General features: G+C 63.1%; 18 protein-coding genes. 13 read left to right on the top strand and 5 right to left on the bottom strand.

Annotated elements, in window-relative coordinates:
• Window positions 1-4: 4 nt before the first annotated feature.
• Window positions 5-1,549, bottom strand: coding sequence for an alpha/beta hydrolase (locus tag LB524_RS27720; RefSeq protein ID WP_224531514.1), 1,545 nt, complete (start codon window positions 1,547-1,549; stop codon window positions 5-7).
• Window positions 1,550-1,723: 174 nt separating this feature from the next.
• Between LB524_RS27720 and LB524_RS27715 the strand changes: the two genes are divergently transcribed.
• Window positions 1,724-2,365, top strand: coding sequence for a class I SAM-dependent methyltransferase (locus LB524_RS27715; RefSeq protein ID WP_224531512.1), 642 nt, complete (start codon window positions 1,724-1,726; stop codon window positions 2,363-2,365).
• Between the two features lie 16 nt (window positions 2,366-2,381).
• Here the strand turns inward: LB524_RS27715 and LB524_RS27710 are convergent, their stop codons facing one another.
• Both LB524_RS27710 and LB524_RS27705 read right to left on the bottom strand, forming a co-directional pair.
• Window positions 2,382-3,056, bottom strand: coding sequence for a TetR/AcrR family transcriptional regulator (locus LB524_RS27710; protein WP_224531509.1), 675 nt, complete (start codon window positions 3,054-3,056; stop codon window positions 2,382-2,384).
• A gap of 103 nt (window positions 3,057-3,159) precedes the next feature.
• Window positions 3,160-4,104: a nucleoside hydrolase gene (locus LB524_RS27705; protein ID WP_224531506.1), complete on the bottom strand. Its 945-nt coding sequence runs from the start codon at window positions 4,102-4,104 to the stop codon at window positions 3,160-3,162.
• Window positions 4,105-4,206: 102 nt separating this feature from the next.
• Here LB524_RS27705 and LB524_RS27700 point away from each other — a divergent pair, with 102 nt between their 5' ends.
• The 4 genes from LB524_RS27700 to LB524_RS27685 all read left to right on the top strand — a co-directional run bounded on the left by LB524_RS27700 (window position 4,207) and on the right by LB524_RS27685 (window position 7,959).
• Complete coding sequence (locus tag LB524_RS27700) at window positions 4,207-5,220, top strand: isopenicillin N synthase family dioxygenase (RefSeq protein ID WP_140614558.1); 1,014 nt, start codon at window positions 4,207-4,209, stop codon at window positions 5,218-5,220.
• Between the two features lie 80 nt (window positions 5,221-5,300).
• A complete protein-coding gene (locus LB524_RS27695; protein ID WP_140614557.1) occupies window positions 5,301-6,158 on the top strand; it encodes an ABC transporter substrate-binding protein in 858 nt (285 codons plus the stop codon).
• 56 nt (window positions 6,159-6,214) lie between these two features.
• A complete protein-coding gene (locus LB524_RS27690; RefSeq protein ID WP_140614556.1) occupies window positions 6,215-7,156 on the top strand; it encodes an amino acid ABC transporter permease in 942 nt (313 codons plus the stop codon).
• Between the two features lie 50 nt (window positions 7,157-7,206).
• Window positions 7,207-7,959 (top strand): amino acid ABC transporter ATP-binding protein, encoded by a 753-nt coding sequence (locus LB524_RS27685; protein WP_181171054.1) that lies wholly within the window; start codon window positions 7,207-7,209, stop codon window positions 7,957-7,959.
• Between the two features lie 19 nt (window positions 7,960-7,978).
• Here the strand turns inward: LB524_RS27685 and LB524_RS27680 are convergent, their stop codons facing one another.
• On the bottom strand, window positions 7,979-8,887 hold the full coding sequence (locus LB524_RS27680) for a hydrogen peroxide-inducible genes activator (protein ID WP_015316520.1): 909 nt from the start codon (window positions 8,885-8,887) through the stop codon (window positions 7,979-7,981).
• Window positions 8,888-9,065: 178 nt separating this feature from the next.
• On the opposite strand from LB524_RS27680, the gene katG reads away from it, so the two are divergent.
• Window positions 9,066-11,276, top strand: coding sequence for a catalase/peroxidase HPI (gene katG, locus LB524_RS27675; protein ID WP_140660882.1), 2,211 nt, complete (start codon window positions 9,066-9,068; stop codon window positions 11,274-11,276).
• 68 nt (window positions 11,277-11,344) lie between these two features.
• Here the strand turns inward: katG and LB524_RS27670 are convergent, their stop codons facing one another.
• The gene (locus LB524_RS27670) at window positions 11,345-12,022 is read right to left on the bottom strand and encodes an MIP family channel protein (RefSeq protein WP_140660883.1); all 678 of its coding nucleotides are present in this window, start codon (window positions 12,020-12,022) and stop codon (window positions 11,345-11,347) included.
• Window positions 12,023-12,338: 316 nt separating this feature from the next.
• Here LB524_RS27670 and LB524_RS27665 point away from each other — a divergent pair, with 316 nt between their 5' ends.
• From LB524_RS27665 to LB524_RS29045, 7 genes are all read left to right on the top strand, one after another.
• Window positions 12,339-13,628, top strand: a complete 1,290-nt coding sequence (locus tag LB524_RS27665; RefSeq protein WP_140660884.1) for an RsmB/NOP family class I SAM-dependent RNA methyltransferase — start codon at window positions 12,339-12,341, stop codon at window positions 13,626-13,628.
• A 72-nt stretch (window positions 13,629-13,700) separates the two neighbouring features.
• Window positions 13,701-14,153 (top strand): TspO/MBR family protein, encoded by a 453-nt coding sequence (locus tag LB524_RS27660; RefSeq protein ID WP_224531502.1) that lies wholly within the window; start codon window positions 13,701-13,703, stop codon window positions 14,151-14,153.
• 93 nt (window positions 14,154-14,246) lie between these two features.
• Window positions 14,247-14,705: a PaaI family thioesterase gene (locus tag LB524_RS27655; protein WP_015316525.1), complete on the top strand. Its 459-nt coding sequence runs from the start codon at window positions 14,247-14,249 to the stop codon at window positions 14,703-14,705.
• 105 nt (window positions 14,706-14,810) lie between these two features.
• Window positions 14,811-15,479, top strand: a complete 669-nt coding sequence (locus LB524_RS27650; RefSeq protein WP_224531499.1) for a 5'-methylthioadenosine/S-adenosylhomocysteine nucleosidase — start codon at window positions 14,811-14,813, stop codon at window positions 15,477-15,479.
• A 55-nt stretch (window positions 15,480-15,534) separates the two neighbouring features.
• Entirely contained in the window at window positions 15,535-17,097 is a 1,563-nt protein-coding gene (guaA, locus tag LB524_RS27645) for a glutamine-hydrolyzing GMP synthase (protein ID WP_015316527.1), read from the top strand.
• Between the two features lie 755 nt (window positions 17,098-17,852).
• A complete protein-coding gene (locus tag LB524_RS27640) occupies window positions 17,853-18,305 on the top strand; it encodes a hypothetical protein (protein WP_224531497.1) in 453 nt (150 codons plus the stop codon).
• Between the two features lie 9 nt (window positions 18,306-18,314).
• Window positions 18,315-19,181 (top strand): Ig-like domain-containing protein (locus LB524_RS29045; protein WP_318012241.1); only part of this gene is annotated, 867 nt, incomplete at its 3' end.

The following is a 19,181-nucleotide window of genomic DNA, read 5'->3' as shown; positions in this document are numbered from 1 at the left end:
CGGATCAGCCGTGTCGCACAAGCGCGCCGATACCGTCGAGCAGCGCCTGCTGGTCGCCGACCCAGAACCAGTGGTCGTCGCCATCGACCTCCATAAACCGCGCGCCTGGAATCTTGGTCGCTAGGAACCGCCCCGCCTCGATGCGCACGGCGCGGTCGCCGGAACGGTGTAGGATCATCGTCGGGGCGGAGACGTTTGCCAGGAGGTGACGGACATCGGTGTCCCGCAACGCGTCGAGCAGCCCGGCGACCGCACCCGGGCTGGAGGCTGCCCTGAGCAATCCGGCCCACCAGGTCCTCGCCTGGCGGTCGCCAGCGAGGCTCGGTGCGAAGGTGTCGATTTCCGCCGCGCCACCCCAGCCCGCCAGCAGCCGTTGCTTCCACAGATCATACTGCGCGATGGTCAAGGCGTGGGGATAGTCAGGTGCACGGCTGCCTTTGGCGAGCGAGCCCCACAAGACAAGGCCCGTCAGCCGATCGGGATGCTGGACCGCAAAACGGATACAGCCCGGCCCACCCTCCGATGCGCCGACCAGCAAGGCCCGGCGGCTGCCGGCCGCGTTCATGACCGCCAGAATATCCTGCGCCGTCGCCTCGACCGTGGGGCGGGCACCGACTCGGTCGGAAAGTCCCATGCCGCGCCGGTCGAAGAGGATCAGGCGACCTAGGCGCGAAACCGCGGTCAGCCAGGCGCGGCAACCCGGGTCTTCCCAGATACGCTCGACATGTGAAATGAAGCCGGGAACAAGCACGATGTCCGTCGGGCCGCTGCCAAAGATCTGGTACGCGATGTGGATGCCGCCCACCGCGACATAGCGCGTCCTGGGCACGTCCAGGGCGGCGTCCTGAGTTGGCTGGCTCAGCATGGCAAGCGTGGCGGGGTCCGGCGCTACACCGAGTTCGTCCCGCAAGAGCCGGATGCACGTGTCGATCTGCCGCTCGGCCGCCGCCCTGTCCCCGGCCGCCAGATGGGCACGGATCAGATGTCGGTGCGCGCTTTCGCTCAAGGGGTCGAGTGCCACCAGCCGTGTCGCGTGAACGACCGCGCCACGAGGCTGGCTGTAGGCGATCTTGGCGTCGACGAGCCGCTCCAGCGCCTGCACCAGCCGGCCACGCAACGTCTCTCGCCGAAAGAAGACCCATTCCTCGAATTGCGGACAGTCCGGCAGCAAGAAGCCGGCGAGATAGTCGTCTTTGTAGATCTCGGCTGCCTTGTCGAGAGCGCCGGAATTGCAGGCCTGCTCGAAAATCCTGGTGTCGATCTCGGCGGACAACGCCGGGTGCAGGCTTAGCGAGACGCCTGTGGCGGCGATGATCTCGTTGCCGAACGCGATGCGGATTTTGTACAGCGTGCGCCGAAGGCGGGCGCGTGCGGCCTGCTCGTCGGCTTCTGGCCACAACAGCGTGGCGGCGACCTCGCGCGCCACCGGCCCGCTGGCCTCGGCGAGATAGATGAGGAGGGCTGCCGCCTTGCGCAGGGCGAGTTCCACCCGCCGGCCGTTCAAGCGGAACTCCGGAAAACCCAGAAATCGGAATTCCAATCGCTCCATCGATCCGACCACGGCCATGCAGGGACGTTGAGGGGACGCCGGCCTTCTATCCATTCCCACGACGTCGGGCCGATCGGGCCCGATCACGGGACTCCCTTGGAGCGAGAAATGTCACTGGTCAATACTCTCACCCGCCCTGTCGGTGCCGCCAACACACGGCAAGGAGGCTGAGACATGTGCCAATCCTGTCTCTCCTGGTACGCGCGCTGCATTGCTCCCTACCTCGTCCACGCCGGCTGTTCGGCCAACGCTTTCACGGACATGCGAAGGCGCCTGATCCCGCGGGCAGGGGGCGTCGTCGTCGAAGTCGGCTTCGGCTCCGGTCTGAACCTTCCCCATTACGACGCCGCCAGGGTGAAGCGGCTGGTCGGCGTCGATCCCGACGGCACGATGCTGGGCCTGGCCGAACCGAAGAGCCGTTCCGTGCCATTTGATGTCGACTGCATCAGGGCCAGCGGTGAAAGGCTGCCCTTGGCCGACAGCTTCGCCGATACGGTGGTCGTCACCTATGCCTTCTGCACCATTCCGGACCCCGAGGCGGCGCTGACCGAGATCCGGCGCATCCTCAAGTCCACGGGCCGGCTGATCTTCATCGAGCACGGCCAGGCCGAAGGGCCGCATTGCCGCCGGTGGCAGGAGCGTCTGAACCTGATATGGGGCCAGCTCGCCGGCGGCTGCCACCTCAATCGCGATCCATTGCACCTGATCCGCGCGGGGGGCTTCCATATCGTCGAAGCGCAGCGCGAGCGGTTCCAGCTACCCTTCTGGCAGTTGGGAAGTCACCATGCCGGCATCGCGATACCCCTAACGGGTTGACGGGGTTTGTCGTCCGCTAACGCCGCCCGCGCCGTATTTCCGCCGGCCGTGGCGCCGAACCCGGCTCCTGCACCAGCGGCCCCAGCAGCACCTCGCCGAACAGTGGCTGGTAGCTGCGGCGCACCGCCGGGTCCTCCTTGAAGGACAGCGCATATTGCCCGATCTGGTGGAAATAGGTGATGCGGGCCCTGACCAGGCTTTCGTCCTCGGGATAACCCATGGCGCGGAAGGAGCGGGTCAGGAGTTCGATGCGCAGGTCATCGATATCCTTGACCTCCTGCGCCAGCTTTTTCGACGTTCGTGACCAGTCGCGCACGGCGAGGTCGAGCAGGGGACTAAACGGCGCCTCGTCGACCCAAACATGCACGATGTCGGTGAAGAACTGCAGGCCGTCTATATTCTGCATCTCGCGCATAGCCCAGAAGGGCTCGCAATTGATATCTCGCCATTCTTGCAGCAGGCCGTCGCGAAGATCGGCCAGGCTGGTGAAATGGAAATAGAAGCTGCCGCGCGTCACCTTGAATTGCTTGGCGAGGCGGTCGATCTTGACCTCGCCAATGCCGTGCTTCTCCAGCACCTTGCGCGCCGCTGCGATCCAGGCCTCGCGACTCAGCGTCTGCCGCGCCGTCTTCCCGGGTCCCGCGGCTTTGGCTGGTCTCCTGCCTTTGGCCGGGGCGCTGTCCGATTTCATCCGATCAAGACCTTCATCGCACACGCAACGCCCGCAAAACCGTTCGCCGGCTCCGATGCGCTTCGCGACTCATCAAGTGTCCATCTATCGCGGAAGGCGCAACTCAGGGCAATGCGCTGATCCGCTCCAGCATGAGTTCGAAGAACGGCGCGGGATCGATGCGCCGCAGGACGTTGCAGTTCTTGCGCCGGCCGGTGACGTGCCACCAGTCGACGACGGTCATGCCGATTGTCTCAGGCGAGACAATGTCGACCGTCACCGCGCACTGGCGCTGTTCATAGATTTGCGGTGCCAGGAGATAACCGGTGACGCAGGCGTCGTGGATGGGGCGTGCCGGCGTCTCGAATTTGTGGGTGCCATACTGGCGGTAGAAGTCGGCCAGGTTCGCGGCCTCGATCGCCGCGCGGCTGCCGCTTGCGCGCAGGCGGTCGAGCCACTCAGGCGTCATCAGCGCCGTGTAGGTGCAATCGATGCCCGCCATGGTCACCGGCGCGCCGCTGTCGAACACCTTGTGCGCGGCATGCGGGTCGACGAAGATGTTGAACTCAGCCGCCGGCGTCGCGTTGCCACCCTGGAAGAAGCCGCCGCCCATCAGCACCACTTCGCGCAGACGGGGCACGATCCTCGGCTCCATGGTCATGGCCATGGCCAGATTCGTCATTGGCCCGAGCGTGCAAACGGTCAATTCGCCTTCCGGCGCGTCCATGATGGTGCGCACCATGTAGTTCACCGCGTGTTCGCCCCGCAGCGGCGTCACCGGTTCGGCAAGCTCGGCGCCGTCGAGGCCGGTTTCCCCGTGGACATATTCGGCGGTGATCAGCTTGCGCACCATCGGCGCCGGGCAGCCGGCATAAACGGGCACATCGGGCCGCCCGGCGAGTTCGACGACTTTCAGCGCATTCTTCGAGGTCAGGGCAAGCGGCACGTTGCCGCCGACCGTGGTGATGCCGACCACGTCGAGTTCATCAGGCGACCCCAGTGCGAAGAGGATGGCGAAGGCGTCGTCCTGGCCCGGATCGGTATCGATGATGATCTTGCGTGGTGCCATGATGCCGCGTCCTTCCTTTTGCGATCGAAAGCCTATTGATGAGGCCGTTCGGATGTGTAGAAATACAGTACTGTATCTTATGTTCAAGACAGGGTGTTCGAAATGGATGCACAAGAGCGCGGCGATTTTTCCGAAATTCCGATCCTCGACGTTTCGCCGCTCTATGGCGACGACGAAGGCGCGATCAGGGAAACGGCAGCGACGCTGCGCCGCTATCTCGAGACGATCGGCTTCCTCTATGTCACCGGCCACCCCATTCCGCGCACCGATGTCGAAGCGGTCCGCGAGGCCTCCAAGCGTTTCTTCGCCTTGCCCGAGGAGGAGAAGGCGAAGCTGAAGATCGACAAGAATTTCCGCGGCTACTTGCCCTTTGCCGGCTCGACCATCGTGACCTCGTCCGTGGCGGCCGTCAGCAAGCCGAACCAGAGCGAATCGATCTTCTTCATGCACGAGGTCGGCGCCGACGACCCCCGGGCCTTGGCCGGCAAGCCGCTGCAAGGCCCCAACCAGTGGCCTGACGAGGCCGCCCTTGCCGGCTTCAGGGAGACCATCGAGCGCTATGTCCAGGAGATGGGCACGCTCGCCCGCAAGATGGTGCGCGCCATCGCGCTTTCGCTCGGGCTGCCCTCCGACAGTCTCGACCGCTATTTCGAGCAGCCGACGACTTTCCTGCGGCTGCTGCACTATCCGACGCAGCCCCAGGAAGAGGGGCTTTTCGGTTCGGCGCCGCACACCGACTACGGCTTCATCACGCTGCTCGCCCAGGACAATGTCGGCGGCCTCGAGGTCAAGAACAAGGCGGGCGACTGGGTCCCCGCGCCGCCCGTTCCGGATTCCTTCGTCATGAATGTCGGCGACATCCTGGCGCGCTGGTCGAACGACCAGTTCGTCTCGACGCCGCACCGCGTCATCAACCGCTCCGGACGCGAGCGCTATTCGCAGCCCTTCTTCTTCGACCCCTCCATGGACGAGACGATTGCCGCACTTTCGGTCTGTGTGCCGGCCGGCACACAGCCGAAATACGAGCCAGTGCTCTATGGCGATTACCTGATGGAGCGCATCGACAAGAATTATCACTATCGAAAGAAGAAGGCGGCCGAGACAGCCGCTTCGTAAGGGACACCGAGCCCGTGCCGGCCACTGGCCCGGGCTCTGCCGGAAAGACTGCAAACAAGGACAAGAAAAGGGGAACAGCAATGAACAGATATCTGCGAATGACCAGCCTTGCACTGGCGCTCTCCACCACCGTCTGGGGCGGGGTTTCCAAAGCCGCCGACGTGCCGAAATCGGCTGAGGTGAAAGAGAGCGGAACGCTCGCCGTCGCCAACACTCTGGACTTCGCGCCGTTCGAATATCTCGACGCCGACGGCAAGCAGACCGGCATCATCGTCGAACTCGCCGGCGAGGTGGCCAAGCTCGTCGACGCCAAGCTCGATATCCAGCGCACGCCGTTCCCGTCGATGATCCCGGGTCTTGCGGCGGGCCGCTTCAAGATCGCCTGGGAGACCTTCTCGGCCACGCCGGAGCGCCTGAAGCAGGTCGATTTCATCATGTTCCTGAAGGCAGGGCTCGCCGTCTCGACATCGCCTGACAAGAAGGCGAGCTTCAGCGGCGACATGCCGCTCTGTGGCAAGCGCATCGGCGTCTCGGCCGGCAGCGCCTCGGATTTCCTGGTCGACAAGCTCGGTAAGGAATGCACCGACAAGGGCCAAAAGGCTATCGAGAAATCGGTGTTCAACTCCTCCACCGATATCGTCCAGGCCGTGCTTTCGGACCGCGTCGACGCGCGTATGGACGATGCCACCGCATCGAGCTATTTCGAGGTGACGAGCAAGGGCCAGTTGGTGGTCCTGCCGACGCTTTACGAGGTCGCGCCGCTCGGCATGGCGATCGCCAAGGACGACAAGCAGACCGCCGACATGATGGTGGCGGCACTTGCCGAACTGTTCAAGAACGGCACGTACAAGGCTATCCTGGAGAAGTACGGCATGGGCGCCTATGCGATCAAGGAACCCTACTTCGTCGGCACCATGGACGCGCTTCGCGCCGAATAGAGACCATCCGGCGCCTGATGAACATCAGGCGCCGGCCCGCAAGCTGGAGACATCCGATGGGCGTTGCCCTCCCGACCGACATCGGCGTCGAGCCAAGCGTTTCCGCCGCTGTGTCACGACTGACCGTCGTGCCGCAGCGCCGTTATGGCATCTGGGTCGGTACGGCGTTCGCCCTGCTGCTGGCCTTCCTCATCATTCGTGCTTTCGCCAGCAACCCGGCCTTTGCCTGGGGCACGGCAGCCGGATACCTGTTCCATCCCTCGATCATGCGAGGCCTCGGCAACACGCTGATGCTCACCGTCATCATCATGGTGCTGGCGATCGTCGTCGGCACCGTCATCGCCATCATGCGGGTGTCGCCGAGCCCGGTGCTGCGCGCCTTTTCCGGCGTCTATGTCTGGTTCTTCCGGGGTGTCCCAGCCCTGATCCAGCTGATCTTCTGGTTCAACCTGTCGCTGCTGGTGCGCGAAATCTCGCTGACTTTGCCGTTCATAGGCACGCTGTTTTCCGTGCGCACCAATGATTTCATGACGCCGTTCTTCTCCGCCGTGGTGGCGCTTTCGCTGTGCGAGGCCGGCTACATGGCCGAGATCATCCGGGCGGGCATCAAGTCGGTGCCGTCTGGCCAGTCGGAGGCGGCGAGCGCGCTCGGCATGCCCTACCGCATGATCCTGAAGCGCATCACCTTGCCGCAGGCCATGCGCTTCGTGCTGCCGCCGACCGGCAATGAGGCGATCAACCTCCTGAAGATGACGTCGCTGGTGACGTTCATCGCCGTCGACGACCTGTTCTATACCGCGCAGAGCATCTATGCGCGCACCTTCGAGACCATTCCGCTGCTGATCGTGGTCGCCTTCTGGTATCTCGCGGTGGTCAGCATCATGTCGGTGGGGCAGCATTTCCTGGAGCGCCATTTCGGCCGCAGCGATGTCAGACGCGACCCCCTGACGGTGCGCACCTTGCGCAACTTGATCAGCCTGCGCGGCGTTGCCCGATGAGTGATGTGAAGTTCGAAAATCGTACCCGCTTCGGGGTGCCTGCCGATTCCATGGTGTTCGCGCGCGGCGTGCGCAAAACCTATGGCCAGCTTGAAGTTCTCAAAGGCGTCGATCTCGATGTACCGGAGGGATCGGTCGCCTGTATCATCGGCCCGTCGGGATCGGGCAAGAGCACGTTCCTGCGTTGCATCAACCATTTGGAAAAACTCAGCGGCGGCATCCTGCTCGTCGACAGCCAGTTCGTCGGCTACGACCTCCAGGGCGAGAAGCTCTATGAGGTGAAGGACGATCTTCTGTGCCGGCGCCGCGCCGAGATCGGCATGCTGTTCCAGTCGTTCAACCTGTTCTCGCACATGACGGTGATGGAGAACCTGATCGAGGCGCCGACGCAGGTGCGGCGCATTCCAGTCGACCAGGCAAAGACCGAGGCGGAGATGCTGCTGCGGCGTGTCGGCCTGGCCGATAAGGTAGACCGCTATCCCCGCGAACTGTCCGGGGGCCAGCAGCAGCGTGTCGCGATCGCGCGCGCCCTCGCGATGAAGCCCAAGGTGCTGCTCTTCGACGAGCCGACCTCGGCGCTGGATCCGGAACTGGTCGGCGAAGTCCTGCAGGTCATGCGCGACCTTGCCGAGAGCGGCATGACGATGGTCGTCGTCACCCACGAGGTCGGCTTTGCCCGCGAGATCGGCGACCAGCTCGTGTTCATGGACGGCGGCGTGATCGTCGAACGCGGCGCACCGCGCGAGATGATCGCCAACCCGGTGTCGCCGCGCACCCGCGAGTTCCTGTCGCGGGTGCTGTAACGAGCGTTAGGGCCACCTCTCAGGCCGCCAACAGCGCCGGGCCTAGCCCCCGTATAATCTTGGCTAGCTCGACGCATTCCCCGTGCCGCGCATTGTTGCGTCGCCAGGCCAGGCAGATCATGCGCTGCGGCATCGGTTCCTGGAACGGCACGATCTTGAGGTCGGGGATGGTGCCGGCGGGGCCGGTCGCCATTTCGGGGATGAGCGTGACGCCGAGCCCGTGCGCCACCATCTGCAGGAGCGTGGTCAGGCTGGTCGCGCCATAGCTTGCCATCGCCACCGGCCGCACATTGCCGCAGACGGCCAGCGCCTGTTCGCGCAGGCAATGGCCTTCTTCCAGCAGCATCAGTCTTTCCAGCGCCGGGCTCTCGGGTGGAACCGGCGGCGAGGCAAAGGCCGGATCGTCCGACGGCACGGCCAGGAAGAACCGGTCGGGAAAGAGCGCCTCGGTGATCAGTCCTGGATGGTCGAGCGGAAGTGCCGCGATGAAGGCGTCGAGTTTTCGCGATGCGGTGTCTTCGACCAGGGAGGTGGTGACCGCCTCGCGCAATTCGAGCAGCAAGGCCGGGAAATGCTTCTTCAGTTCGGGCAAGGCGCGCGGCAGAAGATAGGGCGCGACAGTCGGGATGATGCCCAGCCGGAAGCGTCCCTCCATGGCCGTGCGGCCGCGCCGGGCCGTCGTTTCCACGTCACGTATATCAGCCAGGATGCGCTCGATACGCGGCAACAGGGCGATCGCCTCGTCCGTCATGCGCACCGACTTGCCGCCGCGTTCGAACAGCCGGCAGTTCAGCCGTTGCTCCATTTCGGCGATCTGCGAGGACAGCGCCGGCTGGCTGACACCGGCAAGTTTCGCCGCACGCCCGAAATGCAGCGTCTGCGCCAGCGCGTCGAAATAATGCATCTGGCGAACTGTCAGTCCGATCATGCGGTCAAGGCCATCATAAGAAAATCCTATCGAAATAAACAGGAAAGACAATTTGTTTTTATCGACGGTCTGGCCTAGGCTGGAATGGTTCCAGATTGGCGCGGGCCGCTGGCCGCCCCCAAAATCTCGGCAAAAAATCAACCTCGGCAAATCAAACCTCGGCAAATTGGAGTGAGAGATGGACGCGAAAACCGACGACAGCAGCGCGGGCAAATGCCCTGTCGCGCATGGATCCGCCGGCCGGACCAACCGTGACTGGTGGCCGAACCAGCTTGACCTTGGCGTTCTCCATCAGCAGTCGAACCTGTCGGACCCGATGGGCGAGGACTTCGACTATGCCAAGGAATTCGCCAGCCTCGATCTCGATGCGGTCATCAAGGACCTGCACCAAGTGATGACGGATTCGCAGGATTGGTGGCCCGCCGACTTCGGCCATTACGGGCCGCTGTTCATCCGCATGGCCTGGCACAGCGCCGGCACCTACCGCATCGGTGATGGCCGCGGCGGTGCCGGAGCCGGCCAGCAGCGTTTCGCGCCGCTCAACAGCTGGCCTGACAACGCCAATCTCGACAAGGCGCGCCGCCTGCTCTGGCCGGTCAAGCAGAAATACGGCCGCAAGATTTCCTGGGCCGACCTGTTGATCCTCACCGGCAACGTCGCGCTGGAATCGATGGGCTTCAAGACCTTCGGCTTCGCCGGCGGCCGCGCCGACGTCTGGGAGCCCGAGCAGGACGTGGACTGGGGTTCGGAAACCAAGTGGCTGGGCGACGAGCGCTACTCGGGCGATCGTGAGCTTCGCGGCCATCTCGGCGCCGTGCAGATGGGCCTGATCTACGTCAATCCGGAAGGGCCGAACGGCAAGCCCGATCCGCTGGCCTCGGCCCGTGATATCCGGGAAACCTTCGCGCGCATGGCGATGAACGATGAGGAAACCGTGGCGCTGATCGCCGGCGGTCACACCTTCGGCAAGACCCATGGCGCCGGCGATGCCTCGCTGGTGGGCGCTGAGCCGGAAGGTGCCGGCATCGAGGCGCAGGGCCTCGGCTGGTCGAGCAAACATGCGTCAGGCATTGCCGGCGACGCCATCACCTCGGGTCTCGAAGTCACCTGGACCACGACGCCGACCAAGTGGAGCAACAACTTCTTCGACAATCTGTTCAATTTCGAATGGGAGCTGACGAAGAGCCCGGCGGGCGCCCATCAGTGGACACCGAAGGGTGGCGCCGGTGCCGGCACGGTGCCGGATGCGCACAACCCCTCGAAGCATCACGCGCCGGCCATGCTGACCACCGACCTCGCGCTGCGGGCCGACCCGGCCTATGAGAAGGTCTCGCGGCGTTTCCATGAACATCCGGATCAGTTCGCCGATGCCTTCGCCCGCGCCTGGTTCAAGCTGACCCACCGCGACATGGGTCCGGCGGTGCGCTATCTCGGCCCGTTGGTGCCCAAGGAAGAGCTGATCTGGCAGGACCCGATCCCGGCGCTCGACCATGAACTGGTCAGCGAGCAGGACATCGCATCGCTGAAGGCCAAGATCCTGGCCTCCGGCCTGTCGGTTTCCGAACTGGTCTCGACGGCCTGGGCCTCGGCTTCGACCTTCCGCAACTCCGACAAGCGCGGCGGCGCCAATGGCGCACGCATCCGGTTGGTGCCGCAGAAGGACTGGGAAGTCAACCAGCCGGCCGAACTGTCGAAGGTGGTTGCCAGGCTCGAAGGCATCCAGACGGAGTTCAACACCGCGCAGACCGGCGACAAGAAGGTCTCGCTGGCCGACCTGATCGTGCTCGGCGGTGTCGCCGCGGTCGAGAAGGCCGCGAAGGATGGCGGCAACGACGTGAACGTGCCGTTCACGCCCGGCCGCATGGATGCATCGCAGGAGCAGACGGATGTCCACTCCTTTGCCGCGCTCGAGCCGAAAGTCGACGGCTTCCGCAACTATGTCAGGGGCAAGCAGCCCATGTCGGTTGAGGCCATGCTGGTCGACCGCGCGCAGTTGCTGGGCCTGACGGCGCCGGAACTGACGGTGCTTGTCGGCGGCCTCCGCGTGCTTGGCGCCAACACCGGGCACTCGAAGCACGGCGTGTTCACCGATAGGCCGGGTACGCTGACCAACGACTTTTTCGTCAACCTGCTCAGCATGAGCACGGTCTGGGATCCGGCTGCAGGTTCTGTTCCGGGTTCGGAAGAAGTGTACGAAGCGCGCGACCGCAAAACCAAGGCAGTCAGGTGGACCGGCACCCGTGCCGACCTGATCTTCGGTTCGCATGCGCAACTGCGGGCATTGGCCGAGGTCTACGGATCGGCGGACGCCGGGCAGAAATTCGCCCGGGATTTCGTTGCGGCATGGACCAAGGTGATGAACGCCGACCGCTTTGACATCGCGGCCTGACCCGAGCTTGAGGACCTACGCAAGAGGCGCGGGCCACGGCCCGCGCCTCTTGCATTCAGGCTCTGGAATCAATCCTTCTCGAAGACACGCGCCTTAGCGACGACGCCGGCAATGGCGCCGCCGATCAGCGGTGCGACGATGAACAACCAGAGCTGGCTGAGTGCGGCGCCGCCGGTAAACAGCGCCGGGCCGATCGAGCGCGCTGGATTGACCGAGGTACCGGTGACCGGGATCATCGCGAAGTGAATGCCCGCTAGCGTCAGGCCGATGACCAGGCCGGCAAACGCCGTCGAGTGCTTTTCAGCGGTAACGCCAAGGATCACCGTGACGAAGGTGAAGGTGCCGATCAGCTCCCACAGGAACGCCGAGCTCATGCCCCATTTCGTCTCGTCCCAGCCATTGGCACCGAAGCCGCCGGTATGGCCGCCGGTCTGGCCGGAAACGATGATCCACAACGCCAGCGAGGCGATGATGGCGCCGATGACCTGCGCGATCCAATAGGGGATGACGTCCTTGGCCGGCAGCCGGCCGGCAAGGAATACGCCGAGCGTCACCGCCGGATTGAGATGCGCGCCCGAAATCGGGCCGATCGCATAGGCCGCCGCGATGAGGCCGATGCCGAATGCCAGACCGATGCCTTCCTGGCCAAGCGGCAGCGCGCCGCCGAAGCCGCCCGTCACCACGGACGCCGTACCGATGAACACCAACAGAAATGTACCTAGAACTTCCGCCAGATAAGTCTTCATTGCCCTCTCCTCGTGAAGATCCGCCGGTCCACGTTTTCCGCGCCGCGAATCATGACGGCAAGAGTATTCCCAACCGAAAAACTTGGAAAGCAGAGCTGTAGTGCCACACGCCGTCCTTCCGGCCGCCAGTTAAGAACATTAGAAATCTTGTATCTACTAGTCTGCCTGCTGCTAACCGCCGTGAAGATTTACCGGTCGGACAAGTTTCGCCGACCACCGCCAGCTTGCCCTCGCGGCGAAGCCGGGCGGGGTTCAATCCGGACGTGAAAGGCTCTAAGAGCAGACCGGATAATGTGCTCGATTGATGGAATGACGAATGCGACTGGGCGGACGGCTGGCTGCGGCCATTGAAGTGCTGGAGGACATTGGTCGGCGTCACCGGCCGGTAGCCGACGCGCTGAAGGATTGGGGCCTGTCCCATCGCTTCGCCGGCGGTGGGGATCGCGCCGCGATCGGCAACATCGTCTACGACGCGCTGCGCCGTAAGCGCTCCGCCGGCTGGTTGCTGGGCGAAGACACACCGCGTGCCATCGGCTTCGGGGCGCTGCTGCTCGAATGGAGCCAGACGGCGCAGTCGCTCAACGCAGCGCTCGAAGGTGACAAATTCGCGCCGCCGCTGCTGAGCGCCACGGAACTCCAGGCAATCGCGGAACGCCGGCTTGCCGACGCGCCGCCTGCTGTTCGCGCCGACATTCCCGATTGGTGCGAACCGCTTTTCCAGCGGGCCTTCGGCGAGACATGGGTCGAGGAGGGCGCGGCGCTCGCCACACGTCCGCCGCTCGACATCCGGGTCAACACGCTGCAGGCCGATCGCGCCAAGGTGTTGGCCGAACTCGCGCAGACCGGTGCCAGTGCCGCACGGATCGCACCCTACGGCATCCGCATCCCGCCGATCGACGGTGACGGCCGGCATCCGAACGTGCAAGCCGAGCCGGCCTTTCAGAAAGGCTGGTTCGAGGTCCAGGACGAGGGGTCGCAAATTGCGGCGGCGCTTGCCGGCGCGACGGCTGGCATGCAGGTGCTCGATTTCTGCGCCGGCGCAGGCGGCAAGACGCTGGCTTTGTCGGCGGCGATGGACAACCACGGTCAAATCTTCGCTCACGATGCCGAAAAGGCGCGGCTGGCGCCAATCTTCGACCGCATTCGCCGCTCGGAAAACCGCAATGTGCAGGTCGCCACCAAGCCGGCCGAGCTTGCCCCGCTGACCGGCCACATGGACATCGTGCTGGTCGACGCGCCCTGCACCGGCAGCGGCACCTGGCGGCGGCGTCCCGACGCCAAATGGCGGCTGACGCAGAGACAGCTTGATGCCCGCAAGGGCGAGCAGGCGACGATCCTCGATGCCGCCAGAACCTACGTCAAACCCGGTGGCCTGCTGGTCTACGTAACCTGCTCCGTGTTCGACGAGGAGAACGGTGAACAAATCGCCGCGTTTCGCGAGCGGCACGGCGGCTTTGCCCCGGTCGATCATCGCCAGCTCTGGGACAGCCGTTTTCCCGGCCATACCGCCGCGATGCGGATCGGTGCCCTGGGTGGCATTTCGCTCTCGCCGGCGCTGAGCGGCACAGACGGATTTTATTTTTGCGCCATGCGCCGGGCGTACTGACGCTGCCGTTGACAGCTGCCCGCAGCGCCCCAATTGCAGACGCGCGGCGTTGCGCCGCCACAGGGTGAGTGCTTGCAAAGATATCTGTCGCTTCTGCTGTTCCTCGTCCTGGTGCTGGGCGGAGGCCTGCTGATCGGTTTCGCCACCTTGCCAGGTGCCTGGTATGCATCGCTGGCCAAGCCTTCCTTCAATCCGCCCAACTGGATTTTCGCGCCTGCCTGGACACTGCTCTATGTGCTGATCGCCGTGGCCGGCTGGCGGACATGGTTGCAGGACCCGGCCGGCACCGCGATGAAGATCTGGGGCGCTCAGCTCGTCCTGAATTTCCTGTGGTCGCCAATCTTCTTCGGCGCAAAAATGATGGGGTCTGCTCTGGTCATCATCGTGCTTCTTCTGGCCGTCATCGTGCTGTTTATCGCCAGCGTCTGGACCCGCGATCGGCTCACCGGCTGGCTTTTCGTGCCCTACGCGGCGTGGGTGGCGTTCGCCACCTTGCTCAACGCCTCGCTTCTTTGGCTGAACTAGGTGGCGTGCGGTTTGCTGCAGTGCAGCAAAAGCATTTGCCTGCCGCTCATGCCTCTGCGATAAGCTTTCCCGGCAAACGTGAAGGCAACGGCGATGGCAGCAAAGATCGTACCGGCTCCGGACTATGAGGATCGCGTCAGGGCGTCCTTCGCACGCCAGCAGGCGATGGCGACGATCGGCGCCGAACTGACATTGGTGACCCCCGGCATCATCGAGATCGAGATGCCTTATTCGGCGGCGCTGACCCAGCAGCATGGGTTCCTGCATGCCGGCGTCATTTCGACGGCGCTGGACTCGGCTTGCGGCTATGCGGCGTTCTCGCTCATGCCGGAGAATTCCGGCGTGCTGACCATCGAATTCAAGGTCAACCTTCTGGCGCCGGGCCGGGGCGAGCGTTTTCTGTTCCGCGGTTCGGTGACCAAACCCGGCCGTACCATCATCGTTGCCGACGGCCAGGCCTATGCTTTCGCCGCCGATGGCGAGGCCAAGCTGATCGCCACCATGACCGGGACGATGATGACGGTGCTAGGCCGTGATGGTATCGCTGGGTGAGTGGCCGGTTCGCCGCAGGCGAATTTAATTGTGCCGGTGGCACGGAGCTGCCGCCGGCAGCGGCCAGGCCGTTGGTCATAATGTAGCGCAAGCAGGAGGATCGCCATGACTGGCAGCGTCGTGCGCATTGGCGGCAAGGATGTCCTCTTCGTCATGGCGGCGCGGGCCGAATATGGCCCGCATCTGCAGCGATTGTTCACGCCGCTGATGACGGGCGTGGGCCCGGTCGAGGCCGGCGTGCGGCTGGGCGCCGAGCTCTCCTGGTTGAAATCGGACAAGGCATTGCCCGATCTGGTGGTATCGCTCGGCTCTGCTGGTAGCCGGACCCTGGAGCAGACCGAAATCTACCAGGCCGTCTCCGTCAGCTATCGCGACATCGATGCCTCGCCGCTGGGCTTCGAAAAAGGCGCGACGCCGTTTCTCGACCTGCCGGTGATCGTACCGTTGCCGTTGCGTATTCCCGAAATCAAGGAGGCGACACTGTCGACCGGCGGCGCCGTCATTACCGGCGCGGCGTACGAAGTGATCGCCGCCGACATGGTCGATATGGAGACCTTCGCCTGCCTGCGCGCCTGTCAGCTTTTCGACATCCCGCTCATCGGGCTGCGCGGCATTTCCGACGGCGCGGCTGATCTCAGGCACGTCGGCGACTGGACCGAATATCTGCACGTCATCGATGAAAAGCTGGCCGACGCCGTCATGCGGCTCGAACAGGCGATCGGTTCGGGCTTGCTCCGGCCGGATTCACCTCGTGACGAGGCGATACCGCTCTGAAAGTCAGGCGACGCAACCCATTGCGCAGACTCGTTTCTTTCTCTAAAGGCTCGCCATGACGACAGCCAATCACACCGACACCGTCCTGATTGTCGATTTCGGCAGCCAGTTTACGCAGCTCATCGCCCGCCGCATCCGCGAGGCCGGCGTGTTTTCCGAGATCGTGCCGTTCCAGTCGGCCGAGGCGGCATTCAAGCGCATCAACCCAAAAGCGGTCATCCTGTCCGGCGGCCCGGCTTCGACGTCCGATATCGGCAGCCCGCGCGCGCCGCAGATCGTCTTCGATGCCGGCGTGCCTGTGCTTGGCATCTGCTATGGCCAGATGGCCATGTGCGTGCAGATGGGTGGCGTCGCCGAAAGCTCCAACCATCGCGAATTCGGCCGCGCCTTTGTCGAGATCGAGAAGGACAGCCCGCTATTCGAGGGCCTGTGGGCCACAGGCCAGCGCCATCAGGTGTGGATGAGTCATGGCGATCGCGTCATCGCCCTGCCGCCTGGCTTCGAGGTGTTCGGCAAATCGGAAAGCTCGCCCTTCGCCATCTTCGGCAATGTCGAACGCAGGATGTACGGCATCATGTTCCACCCCGAGGTGGTGCATACGCCGGATGGTGCCAGGCTGCTCAGGAACTTCGTCCACAACATCGCCGGCATCGAAGGCGACTGGACGATGCGCGCCTATCGCGAGCACGCGGTCGAGGCGATCCGCAAGCAGGTCGGCAAGGGCAAGGTCATCTGCGCGCTGTCGGGCGGCGTGGATTCCTCGGTGGCGGCGCTGCTCATCCACGAGGCGGTCGGCGACCAGCTCACCTGCATTCTTGTCGACCATGGCCTGATGCGCAAGGACGAGGCCGCTGGTGTGGTGGCTATGTTCCGCCAGCACTACAATCTGCCTTTGATCCTGGTCGACGCCTCGGAAAAATTCATCTCTGCGCTGGAAGGCGAGTCCGACCCGGAAAAGAAGCGCAAGACCATTGGCCGGTTGTTCATCGAAGTGTTCGAGGACGAGGCCAAGAAGCTCGGCGGCGCCGATTTCCTGGCGCAAGGCACGCTCTATCCCGACGTGATCGAGAGCGTCTCCTTCACCGGCGGCCCCTCGGTCACCATCAAGTCCCACCACAATGTCGGCGGCCTGCCCGAGCGCATGAACATGCAACTGGTCGAGCCGTTGCGCGAACTGTTCAAGGACGAGGTGAGGGCGCTGGGCAAGGAACTCGGCCTGCCCGAAAGCTTCATCGGGCGCCATCCGTTCCCTGGCCCCGGCCTAGCCATCCGCTGCCCGGGCGGCATCACGCGGGAAAAGCTGGAGATCCTGCGCGAGGCCGATGCAATCTATCTCGACGAAATCCGCAAGGCCGGCCTCTATGACGCGATCTGGCAGGCCTTCGCCGTGCTGCTGCCGGTGCAGACTGTCGGCGTCATGGGCGACGGCCGCACCTACGAATTCGTCTGCGCGCTACGCGCCGTGACCTCCGTCGACGGCATGACGGCTGACTTCTACCACTACGACATGGCCTTCCTGGGCGCCGCCGCCACCCGCATCATCAATGAAGTCCGCGGCATCAACCGCGTGGTGTATGACGTGACGTCGAAGCCGCCTGGCACAATCGAGTGGGAGTGAAGGATACAAACGACGCCAATAGCGTAGGTTCGGCGGCGGTTTTCGCCGTCGAGAATTGTTCTTGTGTCCGTGTCTCACTTTCGCTGAACTGGTATTCTTCATCTCCAATCTGGCAAGTCCGATCTGCCCAAGTCCCTTACGAGGTAAAGACCTTTAAGAAGGGGGCTACGGCGTAAAACGGCGTGCACAAAGGCAAGGTCTGCTTCGCGCCTTGTCATCCTCGGAGTGATCTGCGTTGGAGCGCGAAATTTCCGGATGTCCGGCTCGCCCGTGGCAGTGATCAAGGGCCAGCGTTAGTGCGCTGGCGGGCTCTCGTTACGCTGCCCCTCATATTCTGCGCGCTGGCTCATATCAGGCGAGCGCTCGTTCGATCTCACAAGCCGATCCGGGTGGCTGTAGCTCCTTCATGTTGAATATTAACCGTTCGCCCAAGTTGGACGTTGACGCCTCCTCCCCAGTAGAGTTAATAATCTCCTAATATAAGCATTGTCTAAAATCTCTTGATCGGAAACCGGCGATTTAGGCGATGCAATTGGGTTGGGAGACGCAGCGCTGCGACAACGCCGTCGCAGCCGTCATTTATCGAACCACCACCCGTCTGTGAGCGGCTGTTCGTAAGGCGGTAACCTTGGGGTGGCTTGGATGATGCGCTGACAATAGATGGCCAGGAGTTTCTGACGGGGAACGGTTTGTCTTTCAGTGCGGTCGGTAAACGGATGTGGGGGGCATCTGTGCGTGGGTAAAAGGGGGTTGAAATGGCGTCTTCTCAAATTGCAGACGGCGACGGAACTGCGAAGCCGCAAGCTGGCGATGATGCCTACAGTTTTTCCGAAGATGCGACCGTTTCCACTCCGCTGGCCGTCGTTTCTCTCGATGTGTTGAGCAAGGATTTAGTCGGAATCGTACTTTGCTCTAGCGACGATGGGTTTTCCACCTCGACCAATAGGAAGAAATCCGCTGTTGCCTGCGAAAGTTCAGCACGCACCAGTCTGTGTTTGCCGGACTCGTGGGCTTGGGCGTTTGGCATTGGCACACATGTCATTGGTCTGAACGCGAACTCATTTGGTCTGGCGCTCTCGCCTGGGATCAAGCCGTTTGTCGGCGAAGGCGAACTTGCCCTCACAGGTTCACAGTTTTTGAGCGACGCCGCTGCAAGCGGTAGGTCAATGTCGACATTTCTTAATCGACAAGAACAATTGGCAAGATAGGGGACGGGCATGGCGACGACCATTGGCACAAGCGGCAACGACAATCTGGTTGGCGGTAGCGGAGATGACGTGCTTTTGGGCGGCGCGGGAAGCGATCGCCTGAATGGCGGGTCAGGCGCCGATACGCTCGACGGAGGCAGTGGCTTCGATACTGTCCTGGGCGGATCGGGAGCGGACACGCTCATCTATCGCGCGTGGGAAAATCAATACAAGTTTGGTGGCCAAGTCTACGGCACCGGGACAACCGTCGGACAAACAACCTTTTCCGGCTACGACGTCTATGATGGTGGTAACGGCAATGCTGCGAAAGGCACCGCCGACATCGATACGCTCGCTATCTATCTGAGCAATGATCAACTGGCCAATACGTCATTCATGACGGCGTTTAACGCTGAAATTGCCCAGTTTCGTGCCTTCATAGCCGCAAACTCGAACTCGAATACCGGCCAAGCAGGTCAGGCAGAGTTTACATTCACCACGATCAATCTAAAAGTTTCTGCAATCGAGCAGGTTACTGTTCTCGATAACGACGGACGTGTTCCTATATTCGTCAATATTGTCGATTCTTCCTTAAATGATAATGTCAACAACTCGGTCGTAACATTCACTTTCGTTGGCCCGGTGACGGGCTTCACTTTAGCCGACGTTACGGCAACCCACGGCACGCTGACTGATTTTGTGATGATTGATGCTTCGCATTATACGGCGAAGTTTACAGCAACAGACGGCTTCGCCGGCACCGGATCGGTGTCGGTCACGGCCGGCAGCTACACCGATACCGCCGGCAACGCCGGTAGTTCTGGCTCCGACACCGTCACCGTCGACACCCAGAATCCGACCCTGACCGTCGACATCGTCGACGGCGCCCTCAACGAC

The organism is Mesorhizobium sp. ESP6-5 (assembly GCF_020164695.1).
In the GTDB taxonomy this organism is placed as follows: Bacteria; Pseudomonadota; Alphaproteobacteria; order Rhizobiales; family Rhizobiaceae; genus Mesorhizobium; species Mesorhizobium australicum.
The sequence above is the reverse complement of the archived record's forward strand: the minus strand, read 5'-3'. Positions and strand labels throughout refer to the sequence as shown.

What these genes read in the sequence shown, in the direction of transcription:
- katG (WP_140660882.1), top strand. Translation starts at nt 9,066, where the DNA reads ATGGACGCGAAAACCGACGACAGCAGCGCGGGCAAATGCCCTGTCGCG.
- LB524_RS27710 (WP_224531509.1), bottom strand. Translation starts at nt 3,056, where the DNA reads ATGAAATCGGACAGCGCCCCGGCCAAAGGCAGGAGACCAGCCAAAGCC.
- LB524_RS27690 (WP_140614556.1), top strand. Translation starts at nt 6,215, where the DNA reads ATGGGCGTTGCCCTCCCGACCGACATCGGCGTCGAGCCAAGCGTTTCC.
- LB524_RS27715 (WP_224531512.1), top strand. Translation starts at nt 1,724, where the DNA reads ATGTGCCAATCCTGTCTCTCCTGGTACGCGCGCTGCATTGCTCCCTAC.
- LB524_RS27685 (WP_181171054.1), top strand. Translation starts at nt 7,207, where the DNA reads ATGGTGTTCGCGCGCGGCGTGCGCAAAACCTATGGCCAGCTTGAAGTT.
- LB524_RS27665 (WP_140660884.1), top strand. Translation starts at nt 12,339, where the DNA reads ATGCGACTGGGCGGACGGCTGGCTGCGGCCATTGAAGTGCTGGAGGAC.
- LB524_RS27695 (WP_140614557.1), top strand. Translation starts at nt 5,301, where the DNA reads ATGAACAGATATCTGCGAATGACCAGCCTTGCACTGGCGCTCTCCACC.
- LB524_RS27705 (WP_224531506.1), bottom strand. Translation starts at nt 4,104, where the DNA reads ATGGCACCACGCAAGATCATCATCGATACCGATCCGGGCCAGGACGAC.
- LB524_RS27655 (WP_015316525.1), top strand. Translation starts at nt 14,247, where the DNA reads ATGGCAGCAAAGATCGTACCGGCTCCGGACTATGAGGATCGCGTCAGG.
- LB524_RS27650 (WP_224531499.1), top strand. Translation starts at nt 14,811, where the DNA reads ATGACTGGCAGCGTCGTGCGCATTGGCGGCAAGGATGTCCTCTTCGTC.
- LB524_RS27720 (WP_224531514.1), bottom strand. Translation starts at nt 1,549, where the DNA reads ATGGAGCGATTGGAATTCCGATTTCTGGGTTTTCCGGAGTTCCGCTTG.
- guaA (WP_015316527.1), top strand. Translation starts at nt 15,535, where the DNA reads ATGACGACAGCCAATCACACCGACACCGTCCTGATTGTCGATTTCGGC.
- LB524_RS27670 (WP_140660883.1), bottom strand. Translation starts at nt 12,022, where the DNA reads ATGAAGACTTATCTGGCGGAAGTTCTAGGTACATTTCTGTTGGTGTTC.
- LB524_RS27700 (WP_140614558.1), top strand. Translation starts at nt 4,207, where the DNA reads ATGGATGCACAAGAGCGCGGCGATTTTTCCGAAATTCCGATCCTCGAC.
- LB524_RS27640 (WP_224531497.1), top strand. Translation starts at nt 17,853, where the DNA reads ATGGCGTCTTCTCAAATTGCAGACGGCGACGGAACTGCGAAGCCGCAA.
- LB524_RS27680 (WP_015316520.1), bottom strand. Translation starts at nt 8,887, where the DNA reads ATGATCGGACTGACAGTTCGCCAGATGCATTATTTCGACGCGCTGGCG.